The sequence below is a fragment of the Caballeronia udeis genome (assembly GCF_044909315.1).
In the GTDB taxonomy this organism is placed as follows: Bacteria; Pseudomonadota; Gammaproteobacteria; order Burkholderiales; family Burkholderiaceae; genus Caballeronia; species Caballeronia udeis_A.
Map to the genome: position 1 here is coordinate 100,421 of NZ_JBIYEB010000005.1, position 14,564 is coordinate 114,984.

At 59.2% G+C, this 14,564-nt stretch carries 18 protein-coding genes; 6 read left to right on the top strand and 12 right to left on the bottom strand.

Annotated elements, in window-relative coordinates; translation table 11 throughout:
- Positions 1-112: 112 nt before the first annotated feature.
- The 5 genes from ABH944_RS09995 to ABH944_RS10015 all read right to left on the bottom strand — a co-directional run bounded on the left by ABH944_RS09995 (position 113) and on the right by ABH944_RS10015 (position 5,513).
- Positions 113-1,237 carry a hypothetical protein gene (locus tag ABH944_RS09995; protein ID WP_404606620.1) on the bottom strand — a complete coding sequence of 375 codons (1,125 nt, stop codon included), beginning with the start codon at positions 1,235-1,237 and terminating at the stop codon, positions 113-115.
- A complete protein-coding gene (locus tag ABH944_RS10000) occupies positions 1,224-2,546 on the bottom strand; it encodes an MFS transporter (RefSeq protein WP_404606621.1) in 1,323 nt (440 codons plus the stop codon). Before ABH944_RS10000 ends, ABH944_RS09995 begins: the two co-directional genes overlap by 14 nt.
- Positions 2,547-2,640: 94 nt before the next feature.
- The gene (locus tag ABH944_RS10005) at positions 2,641-3,792 is read right to left on the bottom strand and encodes a DUF5624 domain-containing protein (RefSeq protein WP_404606623.1); all 1,152 of its coding nucleotides are present in this window, start codon (positions 3,790-3,792) and stop codon (positions 2,641-2,643) included.
- Positions 3,793-3,816: 24 nt separating this feature from the next.
- The gene (locus ABH944_RS10010) at positions 3,817-4,695 is read right to left on the bottom strand and encodes an amidohydrolase family protein (RefSeq protein WP_404606625.1); all 879 of its coding nucleotides are present in this window, start codon (positions 4,693-4,695) and stop codon (positions 3,817-3,819) included.
- Between the two features lie 35 nt (positions 4,696-4,730).
- Positions 4,731-5,513 carry an HpcH/HpaI aldolase family protein gene (locus ABH944_RS10015; protein WP_404606627.1) on the bottom strand — a complete coding sequence of 261 codons (783 nt, stop codon included), beginning with the start codon at positions 5,511-5,513 and terminating at the stop codon, positions 4,731-4,733.
- Positions 5,514-5,610: 97 nt separating this feature from the next.
- Between ABH944_RS10015 and ABH944_RS10020 the strand changes: the two genes are divergently transcribed.
- The 4 genes from ABH944_RS10020 (at position 5,611) to ABH944_RS10035 (ending at position 9,172) form a co-directional block, all read left to right on the top strand.
- Entirely contained in the window at positions 5,611-6,498 is an 888-nt protein-coding gene (locus tag ABH944_RS10020; RefSeq protein ID WP_404606629.1) for a LysR substrate-binding domain-containing protein, read from the top strand.
- A 46-nt stretch (positions 6,499-6,544) separates the two neighbouring features.
- A complete protein-coding gene (locus ABH944_RS10025) occupies positions 6,545-7,057 on the top strand; it encodes a nuclear transport factor 2 family protein (RefSeq protein WP_404606631.1) in 513 nt (170 codons plus the stop codon).
- A 422-nt stretch (positions 7,058-7,479) separates the two neighbouring features.
- On the top strand, positions 7,480-8,202 hold the full coding sequence (locus ABH944_RS10030; RefSeq protein WP_404606633.1) for a hypothetical protein: 723 nt from the start codon (positions 7,480-7,482) through the stop codon (positions 8,200-8,202).
- Between the two features lie 391 nt (positions 8,203-8,593).
- Positions 8,594-9,172, top strand: a complete 579-nt coding sequence (locus tag ABH944_RS10035; RefSeq protein ID WP_404606634.1) for a hypothetical protein — start codon at positions 8,594-8,596, stop codon at positions 9,170-9,172.
- A 91-nt stretch (positions 9,173-9,263) separates the two neighbouring features.
- Here ABH944_RS10035 and flhC read toward each other — a convergent pair whose 3' ends face one another.
- Positions 9,264-9,920: a flagellar transcriptional regulator FlhC gene (flhC, locus tag ABH944_RS10040; RefSeq protein WP_404606636.1), complete on the bottom strand. Its 657-nt coding sequence runs from the start codon at positions 9,918-9,920 to the stop codon at positions 9,264-9,266.
- A gap of 72 nt (positions 9,921-9,992) precedes the next feature.
- Positions 9,993-10,178 (bottom strand): hypothetical protein, encoded by a 186-nt coding sequence (locus ABH944_RS10045; RefSeq protein ID WP_404606637.1) that lies wholly within the window; start codon positions 10,176-10,178, stop codon positions 9,993-9,995.
- A 549-nt stretch (positions 10,179-10,727) separates the two neighbouring features.
- Here ABH944_RS10045 and ABH944_RS10050 point away from each other — a divergent pair.
- A complete protein-coding gene (locus ABH944_RS10050) occupies positions 10,728-11,108 on the top strand; it encodes a hypothetical protein (RefSeq protein WP_404606639.1) in 381 nt (126 codons plus the stop codon).
- A 181-nt stretch (positions 11,109-11,289) separates the two neighbouring features.
- Here the strand turns inward: ABH944_RS10050 and ABH944_RS10055 are convergent, their stop codons facing one another.
- The 4 genes from ABH944_RS10055 to ABH944_RS10070 all read right to left on the bottom strand — a co-directional run bounded on the left by ABH944_RS10055 (position 11,290) and on the right by ABH944_RS10070 (position 13,431).
- Positions 11,290-11,925, bottom strand: a complete 636-nt coding sequence (locus ABH944_RS10055) for a flagellar basal body L-ring protein FlgH (RefSeq protein ID WP_404606641.1) — start codon at positions 11,923-11,925, stop codon at positions 11,290-11,292.
- A gap of 192 nt (positions 11,926-12,117) precedes the next feature.
- Positions 12,118-12,315, bottom strand: a complete 198-nt coding sequence (locus tag ABH944_RS10060; protein ID WP_404606643.1) for a DUF6726 family protein — start codon at positions 12,313-12,315, stop codon at positions 12,118-12,120.
- A gap of 18 nt (positions 12,316-12,333) precedes the next feature.
- Entirely contained in the window at positions 12,334-12,525 is a 192-nt protein-coding gene (locus ABH944_RS10065; protein WP_404606644.1) for a hypothetical protein, read from the bottom strand.
- A gap of 204 nt (positions 12,526-12,729) precedes the next feature.
- Positions 12,730-13,431, bottom strand: a complete 702-nt coding sequence (locus ABH944_RS10070; protein WP_404659363.1) for a hypothetical protein — start codon at positions 13,429-13,431, stop codon at positions 12,730-12,732.
- Between the two features lie 475 nt (positions 13,432-13,906).
- On the opposite strand from ABH944_RS10070, the gene ABH944_RS10075 reads away from it, so the two are divergent.
- Positions 13,907-14,167 (top strand): hypothetical protein, encoded by a 261-nt coding sequence (locus tag ABH944_RS10075; RefSeq protein WP_404606647.1) that lies wholly within the window; start codon positions 13,907-13,909, stop codon positions 14,165-14,167.
- Positions 14,168-14,214: 47 nt separating this feature from the next.
- Here the strand turns inward: ABH944_RS10075 and ABH944_RS10080 are convergent, their stop codons facing one another.
- Entirely contained in the window at positions 14,215-14,442 is a 228-nt protein-coding gene (locus ABH944_RS10080) for a hypothetical protein (protein ID WP_404606648.1), read from the bottom strand.
- Positions 14,443-14,564 lie beyond the last annotated feature (122 nt).

Sequence of the window (14,564 nt, forward strand, 5' to 3'; positions counted from 1 at the left end):
AACACCCCGCCCCTGCATGAGGGCACTCCTAACCGAAGGTCATTGACCTCGGTTAGCAGGAAAGGCGTCGGGTCATGCGGTAGCCCGCCCGCGTTGCGCGTCGGGTATGCGTTCAGCCATCGAATCGATAAAGCACGCTATCTACACGAAAGCGAACGTCCTCTGCCAGGCTGTTGCTGACCAGCAGATAGCGTTGGCCTTCCGCCATGAAGACCGCGGCGTCAGTGCCGCCGGAGGTGGGAAACTCATCGACGAGTTCGAAGCGGTCCTGTCTCCACAGGAATATCTGCGATTGCTGCTGCGTATGCGGTGCGTGCGGCGTGCCGGTGATGAAACACACACGCACGAGATAACGGCCGCGCGCACCTTCCACAAGGCAGAGCTCGCGACCGCCCGCCCCGCCGAGCGACTGGACCGAGTCGAACTGAATCCGAGTCTCATCGAACTGGAACAAGCGTGTCTCGCCCATCAGGTTCGCGTGCACCATCCACAGCCTGTCCTGCTCGATAAAGAAACTGAATGCGCGTCCACCCGGTTCGTCAAAGCGTTGAATGACCTCGAAACGCTCGCCCCGCCAGCGATAAATGCAAGAGCCGCTGACATGATCCGCATAGGCCAGATAGTGCTGGCCTCCAAACGTAATGAATTCCCAGTTGTAGCCCCAATGTCCTTCGAGTATCTGCAGCAGGCCGAACTGTTTTCCGTCCCATTCGAAGATGCGGGATTCACGCGGGTTTTTGGGTGTTACGCCTTCGACGGTAACGCCCTGCGCCAGCGCCAGGAAATGCCTGCCGCCAATGGAGAAAAAGCGCCACTGTTTGCCCGCGAACGTCGGGAAACGCTGGAACGGGGTCCACTGATTGTCGTCGCGTTCGTACAGGACCGATTCGACATCCAGCGTATAAGGGCCGCTTCCGGAGCGCACGCCCACGGTCGCGAGGAAGCGCCGGTCACCCATCTCGAAGTACTCCGCGTCCTCGCCACCGGGCATCGAAAGTGCATCGTGCTCGACGAGCCGCCCCGCTTCCCAGATATAGATCAACGCGTCGATGTCGCTGTCGCCCACGTTCATTCCGGGTGCCTGGCCAGGAATGTCGAGCGCCAGTTGAGGAACGACAGCAAAAAGCTGGCGGTCGATGCCGAAGACTTCGACTGCTCGCGCACCGCTGGTCGCCAGCTTCTGCACTGGCGTAAGAAGGGGTGCAAAAGGCGCTGTAAGCGTCTCAGTGCTTGCCATCGCTAACCTCCGGTCCGGTCATCATCAACTTCGAAAAAGGCTTGTGGCGCAGCGTGCCGTCGCCGCGTGGACGCCATAGATTGGCCAGCGTAATGCCAAGCGCCGCTAACAATGCCAGCATGGCCGCCGCCAGGAACAGGCGGCCGAGCGACCAGTTCTGCGCGAGCAGGATGCCGCCGGCCACCGGTCCGATGATCGACCCGGTACGCCCGATGGCCAGCGTCCAGCCCACGCCTGCAGCACGAACGCCAGTGGGAAAGAGGCAACTGGCAATGGCCGGAAAGGTCAACTGGCCGCCGACAATGCACGCGCCCACCACGAACAGCAAGCCAAACGCCGCGTTGCCCGCGCCGATCACCCGGCCAAGCGTGAAGACCATCACGGCGCCAGCAACAAACGCCACGGCCACCGCGACAAACGGCGCGCCTCGCCTCACGATCAGCGAGATCAGCAACGCTCCGACGATCGCACCCACGTTGAGCACGACTGCACCCAACGCGGCCCGGTCCGGGGCTACGCCGTTCAGGTTGAGGATGGTTGGCATAAAGCTCACCAGGAAGCCCGACAGGATCATGCTGGCAAGCACGCCGAACCAGAGCGCGAAGGTCGCGGCGAAGCGCCCCTCGGCAAACAGGTTGCCAACGAACCGGGCCAGCAGATCGCCCATGAAACCATCGCTTGCCTGCATGGCCGGTTTGCTCGTTGCCTCGGCCGGCGTCGCGGCCGGAAGGATCAGCAGCACCGGGATGATTGCCGCGAGTGCGCATGATCCGCCCATCAGGAACACGAACGGCCAGCCGAATTTCATCATCAGCGCGGCCGTGATCGCGCCGCCGACGACCGCACCAAGCGGGAAGCCGATGAACATCAGGATGACCAGCGACGAGCGGCGTTCCGACGAAGCGCTTTCGGCCGTGATTGCTGCGATAGGCGGAATCGCGCCGCCCATGCCGAGGCCGCCTAGAAACCGCAATGCTGCGAGCGTACCGGCCGAATTCGCGAATGCGCAGGCCAGCGTGAAGCCCCCTGTCACGACCAATGCCAGCACCAGCATCTTCCTGCGGCCGAAACGATCGGCAAGCGGCCCGATGATCAGCGAGCCCAGCACCGTGCCGACAAATCCCGCTCCGAACACGCGCCCGAGCGACGCATGGTCGATCTGCAGCGACTTCGCCAGCAGCGGCGCAACGAACGACAGCATGAGTGTGTCGAATCCATCGATCATGGACACGGCGAAACAGACAAGCGTAATGCTGACGACCGGGCGGACAGCGCGGCCTCCAGGGGGTGCGGCTTCAAGATGGTTCATGGTGTAACGTCTCCAGTATGCGGGCTTTCTATATAGATCGGCATGACCGCCCTGCCATGCCAATGTCTTGTTGCTTGCTACCGCTTGAGAGCTTCTAACACGTCGACGGCCCGGGATAGATGACGTTCGTGAAGCCCGGAATCTCCACTTGCTCCGGGCGATTCCCGTTGGTCTGCAACTGATCGATGATGTAGTCGGCCACACAGTTCGACAGCAGTTGCGACGGGTCTTCCATGATGCGTCTGAGCCGCGCGGTAGTGGCATCCCGGTCGTTCACTGAAGTGATGGGTGGCATACGCTCGGCGGCTGCCGGTTCAAAGCGATACCCTGGATGATCCGGAAACAATTCACGCGCCACATCTATGCTGGCACGCGTGTTCTGCCACAGCATCCGGTAGGTGTCTTCCAGCGCGGCCAGACCCGTGGCATCGGGCAACTCCGCCACCGAGAACGACGGCGCATGCGGTGCAACAAACACGCGTTCAAGCGGCAACGCACCGTCAGAGACGCGCCAGATCAGATGACACATGTTGTTGGTCGCCCAGGTTGCACCCGCCGTCGGGCGGCCCGATCTTCCGCTGACCAGCACCATCAGGCGCGACCAGTCGAGCTCCTGAGCACGCAGCCAGTTGCCGATCCGGTAGACGATATCCAGGAACGCGAGACCGAAGGTCGCGAACATCACGTCGTTCATGGGCACCGGGAGCGTGTCCGAACCCAGCGGGGCAAAATAGTGATCACGCAAGAAATCGAAGCTCATCAACGCAGGTTCGTCTGCTACGCGTTCAAGTAGATCGACTGTGGTGCCGCACGTATAGTCGACAAGATTAGCCAGCTTGACGTCGAAGCCCGCCAGGCTCCGGACCGCGATCTCGTCGCGCCATAGCGCTGGTGAATTGGCCTCACGGGTAGTGCGTGCATGAACCAGCAGCTTCGCGGCAGCTTGCTGCCAGCCGTTGTCGCCGGCGCCGAGTTCGCGCATTCGTGCGAGATAGGCTATTGCAAGCGGCAGATGGGACACGGCGGTCAGTTCGATGAAACCTCGCGTCGATTTGCGAAAGCTCTCTATGGACGCGGGCCGTCCGCCGCCCGGAAACAGCACGATGTCCGAACCGGTCGACACCAGCAGCGGCGCGTCCGCCTCACGCTGAGTCATCTGTTGCGTCAACTGGTTGCCAATGCTGGCCGGGTCCGATGTAAACGCACGGAATAGCTCGGCAAAAGCGGGATGCGGTTGATAATTCATCGCCTGAAGACTCCGTGATACAGGTCAGTAATCAAATAGCCGCGCGGGGTTGTCGGAGAGAATCATCTGGCGAACCACAGGGTCTTCCGTCCACGCGCCAAGCAGATTGAGCAGCTCTCCGGTGTCGCGAGTCGAGTCGGGAATGTGCGGCCAGTCAGATCCCCAGATCACCCTGTGCGGTGCTGCGTCAATAATCTTCTGCGCCATCGGCGCAACGGCGTCGTACCCGCGATGTTTGGCGATCCGGTACGGCGCACTCAGCTTGAGCCAGCAATTGCCGTCCTTGAGCAGGCTCAGCAAGCGCTCGAAATCCGCCGCTGTGAGACCGTCCTCTTCAAGCATGTAGCCCATGTGATCGATCACGAAGTCCGACTGCACGTCCGCCAGGAACGGAATCAGGTTACGCACCACCCAACCGGGCGCGTAGAACTGCACATGCCAGCCGAGGCTCGTGCACAGCCGTGCCATGCGGGTGATGTACTGCTGAATCTCTTCGGTCGGCAGCGCCGAACGCGCGAACAGGTCCAAGCGCACGGCACGAACGCCTGCCCGATGGTAACGGTCAAGCGTGGCGGCATCGGTATTTTCCTCGATCATTACAACGCCTCGTGCGATGGGTCCGGCGGCGTTCAAGGTGTCGATCAGGCAACGGTTATCCGTGCCGTAGAAACTCGGTTGCACGATCACGAAACGCTCAAGTTGAAGCGCGTTCATCAATTGCAGGTAGGGTCCCAGCTTACCGTCCGGCAACGTGTAATGCGGGTGCTCCACATGGGGATACAGTGCCTCGGGGCCGAACGCGTGCATGTGCGCGTCGCAAGCATGAGCGGGCATCTCGAAGGCGGGGCGTGACAGCGTGTCGAACGCACGCATCGGGGTGGAAATCAGCGGAGTCTCGGCCATGACAATGGGTCTTGAATAGTTGAAATAAACGGGGCTTAGAGGAACGCCGCGCGACTGCTTTCCATCCGCTGACGCAGTGCGTTCAGGAATAGATCCGTATCGATACCCGCAAAAATGAAGGGCGCGGCGCCTTCCTTTCTAAGGCTCGTCAATGCATCGCTATCCGGCATGCCCCCCACGATCGCGACCTTGCCGCAACGGTGAGCGGCGGCAATGACCTGGCGGCAGGCCTCCACCACCTCGGGGTGCGTCGACTCGCCGGTGTATCCCAGGTCCGCACTCAGGTCGTTGCAGCCGACTGCCAGGATGTCCACACCATCGACTGCCGCAATCGCATCCGCCGCTTGCACGCCTGCGCGGCTCTCGATCAGCACCTTGATCGCGGTAGCGTCGTTGAGCGTTTGATTGAGTTCGCGGGCGTGCAGCTTTTCGAAGTTCACGTAGGGCAGCGTCGCGAGTTGCGAGCGCTGTCCGAGCGGCGGGAAGCGCGTTGCCGTGACTACGTCCCTGGCTTGTGCTGCCGTTTCCACCCGCGCCACGATGATGCCGAGCGCGCCGCCGTCGAGCACGCGGTTGATCGTGCCGTAGTCCCGCTCAGGGACCCGCACCCACGGCGTCAGGCCCAGATCGACTGCGCATGAGCACAACTGCGCGACCGTATCCACGGGCAGCGTGCTGTGTTCCATGTCGATCCATATGGTGTCGTAGCCGGTTGCTTTGGCCCAGCGCACCACGTCCGTGGTTCGCGATGCGCGGATACCCAGCGCGTAGACAGGAACACCGGCCCGCAAGCGCTCGGTCAGTTCGATACCGTTCATCTTGTCTCCCTCTGTTATTAGCTTCGGAACAAGTATCGCCTTAGAATCCATTCTGATTTATTCTCCAGAAAATCTAATTGATTTACAGAGACAATCAATGCACGTCAGGCACTTGGAGTATTTCGTCGTGCTCGCCGAGGAGTTGCACTTCCGGCGCAGCGCTGAGCGGCTGGGCATTACGCAAGCGCCTTTGAGCCTTGCGATCCAGGCCCTCGAAACAGAACTTGGCGCGCGCCTCTTTCATCGGACGAGCCGCTCGGTGGTGTTGACCGAAGCCGGGTTTTCCCTGATGAACGATGCCAAGCACATCCTGGCGCGGATCGACCTCGCCAAGGAAAATGTCTGGCAGACTGTTAGCGGGCAGGTCGGCCGCTTGCGGCTGGGTTTTACCAATGCGTCATCGTTGTCGCCGCTTTTTCCCCGCTTGATCCATGCCTACCGCACGCAACGGCCGAACGTGCAGATCGGGCTGCATGAGCTGTCTTCGTCGCAGCAGATTGAACAGCTGGACGCCCGCGACCTCGATGTCGGGCTGCTGCGCCTGCCGCTCTCCACGCCGCCGTCGAATCTGGTATTCACACCGCTGCTGGAAGAGCCGCTGCTGCTCGCCATGCATGCAGGGCATCCGCTTGCCAAGGCCGCGTCCGTCAAGATCGCGGACCTGCGCAATGAGCCGTTCATAGCGTATCCAAGGCAAGCGGGAGTGGCGGTGCATGAGCAGACCGTCGCCTTATGCGCGAAGCGCGGCTTCGAACCTTATGTAGTCCAGGAAGCGCAGCAGGCGTCTACCCTGATCGGCCTGACGGCGACGGGATTGGGGATCGCACTGGTGCCGGCCACGCTAAAGGCCATCGCCATACCGGGCGTTGTGTTCAGGGAGCTTGACGATGACGATACCAAGACGACGCTATACATCGCCCATCGTCATGGCGACGTGAACTCGCGCGTCCAGCAGTTCGTGGAGCTGGCACTTGCCCTGCGATAAAGCGGGTAAGCGCCTGGTGAAAGAAAACGCCCCAAAAGGATTTCCCATGACCATCACACCCCTCAAACCATCCCTCCTTCGTCGTGCGTTCGCCGCTACCGCACTGCTTGCCCTGGTCGCGAGTCATGCCGCCTTCGCGCAAGATAGCGCCACGCCGGGCCATAGCGCCACGCGAGATCTCGCCCAGGAAGAAAGCAACCGTGCGCTGGTCGTGCGTTTCTACAACACCGTATTCAACCAGCACGACCTGAGCATTGCCAGCACCGTGCTTGCTCCCGATTACATTCAGCACAACCCGCACGTGCCAAGCGGGTCTGCGCCGTTTATCAGCTTCTTTACCGAGCGCTTCAAGACAAACCCCGAGGCGCGCTCGACGATCGTGCGCAGCGCCGCCGACGGCGATCTCGTCTTCCTTCACGTTCATTCGACAAGCAACCCGCAGGACCGGGGCAATGCCATTGTCGATATCTTCCGCGTCGATCACGGCAAGATTGCCGAGCATTGGGACGTGGTCCAACCGGTGCCCGAGCACGCGGCTAACGACAACACAATGTTCTAGCTCAGGCTCGTGACGTTCACGATTGGCCGAGCCCCGCGAGCCTCGCAATCCCCACGATAAAAATTGGTAAGCAGCGGAAAGACGTCGTAAGCACTGCGGGAAACCGCGCACTCCTTCTCACATCGCATGCCCAAAGCCGGTGCGATGATTCGACACGTAAAACGCTTCGCCACGCATCGGTTACCCGCAAGCAGGGGTTTCCATGCGCGGTGTCGAATAGAGGCTCGGAATCAATGCGCTACGCGAGGCTTACCATGACTCATCACGGCAATCCAGAACCTGCCTGCTTTTCAACCCGGCTGCATGCGCCCACAACGGCTCAATGCAATCGACCGCCTTCAGTAATACCAGGCAAGGTTGTGCCCGCCGGACAAACGGCGGGCATGTCATTCGACCGGCGTGCGTCGGCGGTCAACTAAGCCATGAAACCCCAACTGCTTGTCTGCGCGCTTGCGCTAGCTGCCGGAGTGCTGTCGCTCACTCCCTTTGTCACCGCGCATGCGGACCCGATCCTCCACGAAACGGGTGGCTCCACGAGCAAGGCCGCCGATCAGAAAAGGCGTCTTCGGGATTTGCCGTTCGAGTTTCGCGGGATCCCTCTCGGCATAACGCTCAATGAATTCCAGGCAGGCGCGACAGTCAGGGCGACCCCGGTCGACAGCGTGCCGGTCTGCGAAACGGATGTAATCGCCGGCTCCCTTGGCATGAGTCTCAAGACGCGTGAAAGCCTGACGGTCGCTTGTCGCTGGGCGCATCAAAGAGCCAATGGCTGGGCGCTCTCGCAGGCAGTCGTGGACGGGACGCCGGCGCAGGATCACATGCTGCGTTTCGCGCGAGTCAACGGACAGACGGACTTCCGGTTGTACGAGATGTCGTTCGTCATAGACGAAGGCACCGCGTCCGACCTGCGCCATGCGCTAGCCGACCGCTATGGTGCGCCCCGGGCCGGAGCCCATGCGACCGCATCCACATCGGCAGGCAATGCGCTGCCGGTCTATGAATGGGAAAACGCGGTGAGTTCGATCACCTTGCGGTTCTTGCCGGCTACGCGCAACGCCACGCTCGTCTATCTGCTGAAAGCCCCCGACGCCTGGGTGAAATCCGTCGTACAGCAATGGAAGACCAGTAGCGTTGATGCCAGCTGATGCAGGATGAGCTAAGCAAGCTGCACGACTTTCGCAATCCTTGAGGAAAGGTTTAGCAAGGACTCGCGGGAGCCGTCTGTTGCTTGACGTTTCAGCGTTTGCCAAAGTACGCGACCATGGCGTTGCGACCAGACGAGGCCCTGTCTTCTGCTAATGGAATCGCAACCAGCACCCTGTTTATTCCCGGAAATCAATCATGCAAGTCGGCAGAACTATTACTCGTCTTCATCGCGGGCATCACGCAAGGCATGTACTTTTCTCCGTCGTTGCAATGGTCGTCAAGAGCGCGGCTGGCCGAGTCAGCGTTACCGCAAGCGTGCAAGGTCCTCACGAATTGCGCCTGCTCGCCACGCGTTGAACAGCTCAAACCAGGAGTAGCAGCCTCATGGGCATGACAGACATCGTTAGACCAATGGGGCTCCTCGTCTGCCGGGTTAAAAGGTCTCTGCCCATTGCCTCGCTCGTCTGCGCCACGGTCAGCACGGGCTTGTTATCCGGCTGCGCATTGACGGTCATATCCGCTGTCGATGCAGCGGGGTCGGTCGTACAAGCCGGGATGAGCATTGCATCGAATCACTCATCGCCAACCTTCGTCAATGGCGATCAGGCATCGCTTCACGCTGTCTGCATCGAGTGGAATTCCCTGGTCCCCGTTGGCGATTTTGTTCCGGCATTGCAATACGCGCTGCATAAACGCGGGGTGGAATCGACCGTCTATGGACCGGGGAACTCACCGCCCAATTGCGAAGCGACGCTCGTGTACAGCGCGGCTACCGATTGGGGGCATCGTACATTCACCGACGGCTACACCGAGTACCTTTCCGCCATCAATCTCACCTTGATGAAACACGGAAAGATCGTGGTGGCCGCCAGCTACGAGACAAGCGGCGCCAAGCTCGACCGCTTCGCAAGCACGACGACCAAGGTCACGGCGCTTATCAACAAGATGGTGGTTGCAACGTCGGATTGACTGGAAGAAAGAAGCGTTGACGCGGCCGGGGAAGCCGCAGACTTGTCACGAGTCCGGCAAGACACGCCTGGACCCGCATATCGATGATAGTTCAGGCAGCTTGTCCGTAAGACGCTTCCTGCTGCTCCGGCTTTACGTCGCCGCCGGGTAGCGTTGAATTCATCTCGTCCATGACTTCGGGCTGTACGGTGGTGCACTCGCCTGCGCCTTCGTCTTCCGTGATGCGCGAGCCTGCCTTGGCACTCTTGCCTGCCCGCGATGGCGGCTGACAACTGCCACATATCGCATTGTGTGCCGTGTCTTGCCTGCGCGTAACGAATTTGCCCGTGCAGGAACAGCACCGGGTCAACTGCAGGATACCTGCATTGAAGAAACGCACGAGCGTCCAGGCGCGCGTGAAGCTCAACAGAACGTAGCTGTCGTGACGCTCGCAATGTTCGAGATAGAGCGTATAGCCCTTCGTCAATGCATCGAAATGCGAACAACCCGCGAGATCCGTCAGGAACCTGTAGATGTTGTAGAAGAGCGATGCGTGGATATTCGGCGCCCACGTCAGGAACCAGTCGACCGAAAACGGCAGCATGCCCTTCGGCGGAGACACGCCCTTCACCTCCTGATAGAGGCGGATCATGCGGTCCCGGGAAAGGTTGACCTCGCTTTCCAGCACTTGAATTCGTGCACCGAGCTCGATCAGGGCGGCTGCCCGCATCACGTCCTGAGCGTCTTCAGCAATGCTTCTTTTCGTCATTGGCGTAATCCTCTTCTTATATGAACTGCTTGACTGCCGCATCGGCCAGCGCCACGCGGCTAAGCCAGGGATTCAGGCCCGGGAACCGCGCACATCCAGGAACGCCTCGGCGCTCACTGTCCGCGCTTTGGCCGGATTGCGCTTCATCAGGGTGCTGGCGACATCGGCTACCCGATCTTCAGGCACCCGAAGTCCAAGGAGGAAAAACATCACCAGAACCCCGGACATAAAACCAACTGCACCACTGATCAGCAACATGCTCCCTCCGCAAATTTTACAGAGATCAAAAAAATATCGTCGATGAATTGATCCATTGATCGCTTGACGAAGACGTTAGGGAGAAGCGACGCATTGTATTGCTAACGAGCTTCCCTGGATTGAATGATCCTCTTTTCCACTCAAGTAAATTGCATGGAAAAGACAAGGCTTTGCCCTAACGCTTACCGAATATTTCCTTAAGCTCCTTTCTGCTCAGGTCAGGTATGCGTTTACTTGCCCTGATCGAATAAATGCGGCGAAATTATTTATAAGATTTCGAAAGGACTTGGCGAACGCGCATGTTGCTCGGTGCTTCAGCATTAGCGAAAGTGCGCAATCATAAGCTTGCAAATGGGCAATGCGTGGGGCGATGGATCGCAACCGGGTATGGGCACTGATGTGCCCAAGGCTACAGAAGGTTAGTCATGCTTGTCTACCGGCGCTCGGGAGACGATCAGTACTGTTGCCCAGTTTGTCACCTGCCGAAGACGAGGTTGCGTTGTCATTTTTTACTCGACTTCCGCTTTTTCGAAGTCCTACTCGATGATCATGAAACAACTTACCCAAACTCTCTTTCTCGCAAGCATCCTGGCCACCGGCGCCTGCAGCGCGTTCGCCCAAAGTACTTTACCCTCCGATCTGGACGACGGACACGCAGGCCGGGAAAGTTTCGCACAGGGCTTTGCCGTGATTAATGATCTCCAGCATTTGCAACGGCTATATGACCTGAACGGCCGGGAAAGCGAGATGAGGGAGATCTACCACGACGTGCTGCTAAAGACGCAGGTCCCTGCGATCCGGCAATACGTCTACGAAGCACTGGCGCGCAATCTTCTGCGCCCGGCCAACGTGGACGAGGCGATTACAACGATCCGCACGAGCCTGAATGAAGACTTGAGCACGCTGGCAAAATATCGGTCCGCCCCGTGAAGCGCGCGCCCTGAAAACGGGCGCTGGACCGCGTGAGCCACCCGGCCGGACCGACCAGCGTCCCGTCCGTCTGATGTAGGTCAAGAAGTCGTTAGCGACTGCGCTTATGCCGCTGTCAGCGGCTAGGCCAGGAAGAAGAACCGCCAGTCGCGAGAAGTGCCAGGCCGCTATCCTTGCCGGATCAGAACGTCAGCACGCTAAGAAACATTCGCTGGAGCCAGCCTACTGTGGTTGAATCGGCAAGCAAACCCACACCCGCCTGTTCAATGCGCGCGTTGGCAACCTTGCTGGACGACACGTAATTGCCAACTTCAATGTCCTTGGGATTCACGATACCCGATAACCGCAGGCGATCGTGGTTCTGGTTCATCGCAATGATCTTGTCACCCGCAACCACGAGATTGCCGGTAGGCAGCGTCGCGATAACGGACACCGCCAGCGTGCCGGTCATCCCCGTGGTGTTGGTCAAAGCCCCCTGCCCACTGAATGTCGTGCTCGCGGACCCGATGTTGAATAGTTTGGCCAGCCGCGCCGCGGCGCCGCTCGACTTGTCCGCCGCTTCCGCGGTGATGTCGCTGGAACGGCTGGCTGACGCATTGCCGCTGTTGTTAGCCGAATAGGACTCGGCCAGCCGGATCGTCAATACGTCGCCCACATGTTGCGCGTGAGGCGTTTCGTATAAGGCCAGCGCGCTGCCGCCCTGGAAGATCGCGCCACCGGTTTCAATATTCAGCGGACTCGAGACCACGACGGGTGCGAACGTCGGCATGTCCACAATGGAATTCGAGCCGCCTGAGCATCCGGCTAACGAAGCCATACCACTAGCCAGGATCACAAACTTTAGCGAGTTCATGGTTTTAATGATTCACCAGATAAAGGTTCTTGCCCGCGCGCGGCTCGATGCACGATGCTTCGTGCTCGATGCAAATAACAGTCCGCTTCTGGATTGCGGACCTGCCATTAAGCCGCACTCGTCCGCTCGTCGTGCCGAGCGGCGAGCCGGTCATGGTCAATCGATCGCATCGGCGCATGTGTCAAACGGCGCGGCGGCCGCATGGCCCACGCCCGGCACGATCTTGAGCGTGGCCGACGCCAGGCGGCACGGCAGCGCAGCCACCGCGCAACCTTCCATTGGCAATATGACCACGCTCGCCACGAGGCATGCCACCAGCCGCGCGTGGCTTTTGTAAGACTGCAAGTTGAACATAGATGAGGCCGCTACCCTTTAGGCGCTGGTGTTGATGCGGGTGCCAATCAGGCCGTTCGAAGGCAACGCCGGGGGAGTTGCCTGCTCGGCAGGTGATAACGGCAAATCGGTCTTGGCGCTATTGCCACCCGCTCCGCCTGAGCTCCCGCCGGTCGGACGCATGGATGTCGGCGCAATACGTTCTGCGGGCATAGAGTTGTTAACATTCATGATCAAGCTCGCTTTCAATAAAGATAAAGGGATCGAGGCAGCCTCAAGGCAGACTTGACGCATGCCAGGTCGCTAGAACTCTCTTTCGACATTGAATGATCACGCGTAACGGCAAGTGTTGATTAATGAAAGATCACCCGTTTTTCTCGACTCCTTACGAGCACTTACCGCAGAGCGATCAATGGACAATCGACACCACGAGGCTTAGATCTTTACGTCGACTACCAGTCCGATCGGACTCCATCTAATGCCTTTAGTCTCCTCGCTCAAACCGTCCAGCACATCCGCTAACGACACTTCTCCTTCATCGCCGTCAGGTGCCACGTAGGATTGCAATGCATTGTCGAGCGTGCTGACAGCGCCGGCAATTGTGGTGCTGTCGGTTGAACTCTCACCACTGCCGGAAGTAGAGCCAAGCGGGTCATCGAGCTGCCAGTCCCACGTGTCGTCTGGGCTATTGCGCTGTACCGCGGTGGATCGAACGGTCTTTGCAAGCTCTTCTATGGATGAGCCAAGATCGATATAAGCCGATGTCACCGGGTCCGCTGACGTGGCATCACCGTTTTTTTGAGCAGGTGCATCGAGCCCGTGCTGCAAGACCAGTGCCTGATACAGCGCCACCAGGAATTGCTTGCCAGCGCTTTTGTTCGCTTCACCCCGCGCCTGGGACCCGGCCGTGCCGGAGTTGTCCGGAAAGGAGTCAGTGTCGGCAGAACTGGTAGTGGCCGAAGCAAACCCGCTCGGGTCGATCCCCATGCGCTGCAACGTGAGTTTGAGGGCCTCCATCAACGCATCTCCGCTTCCTGCTGGTGTTGTCGCGGCCGGCCGCTCAGGAAGCGTGCTGCTCTGCGTATTGGTCGACGGTTTTGCCGTGCTATTGGGCAAATCCGAGTATGAAATTGACATGCTGGAATCGAGTGCCATGGTGCCTCTTGATTGGTTGTTCCGTGATGCCGAATCGGCTGCGTCGATCAGGTTCGCAATGCTGCCTATACTGAATGGCGAGTGCACGGATTCGTTCGCCCAGACGTCATATCGACCCGTCAGGTACTAATCTGTAGCGTTGGAAAGGCGGCGTAAGAGGCTGCAATGACTAGCAAGCCAAGGGGCTTATGGACTAAGCCGCACCGGCGTGGCGATGAAAGACTGGGTAATGCACACTTTGCTTAGCGCCTGGTCACCCGCTTGTAGACGGAGAAATTTTTATGGCTTTTTCAGACATTAATAATGTCTTATGCGAGTGAGCGATCCAGCCGTTGATGAACTATCCACCCGGCGCGAAGACTTCCTCCAGCCCACTCTCTTACCGGGTCTTTCGTAGCCTAAGGTTGTTCGCACCGCTGACGTTATCACCGGGTAATCAACGTACTTGGAGAATGAAATGGATTTTTCTACGACAGGCGAGATTGCTTGCAAAGTGCGCATCAACCCCATCATGCTGGTTAGCGGCCATGGCGTATCAAGCCGTGCGATCCGGTATCGCGGCAAACACACGCTGCGTGCAGTATTGGGATTCCTGGACAGTCAGCGCGAGGTACGTGCGCTGGTCTTCAGCCACACGTCCGACGGGGAAATGTTATGGGTCGACGTCCAGAGCGGGGAGTTAAGGAGCTTTGAGGAATGGCGATTCGAAGCGGCATGACTGCTGTCGCATGAAGCCGGGTTCCCGCGATCAGCGGGGCACCGCACTCATGTAATGAACACGATCCGGTCTTCCGACTTCGAACCGCATTCCACGAAATAGGCGGTACGGGCGGCCCTTACGTCAAGCAGGACACGTTCAACGCCTTCAACACCAGGGCTTTCATGCAAGTGGGTTTTGACAATGACATCCGAACTTGGCTTGGCTAACGCGTCACGCCGGATTTGCACGAGATGCCTGATAGCCTCTCGCTGGTTCATGAAATACAAAATCATTAACAACGTGTCCTTGCCGCAGTTGAAGCAGCGCTAATCGACGCTACTTCCCGTCGCACCCGCAAGCAGTGCAAGAGACGGGAAACGCAGGCAGATTCAGGCGCCGTGTTAGCGGGCGGAGA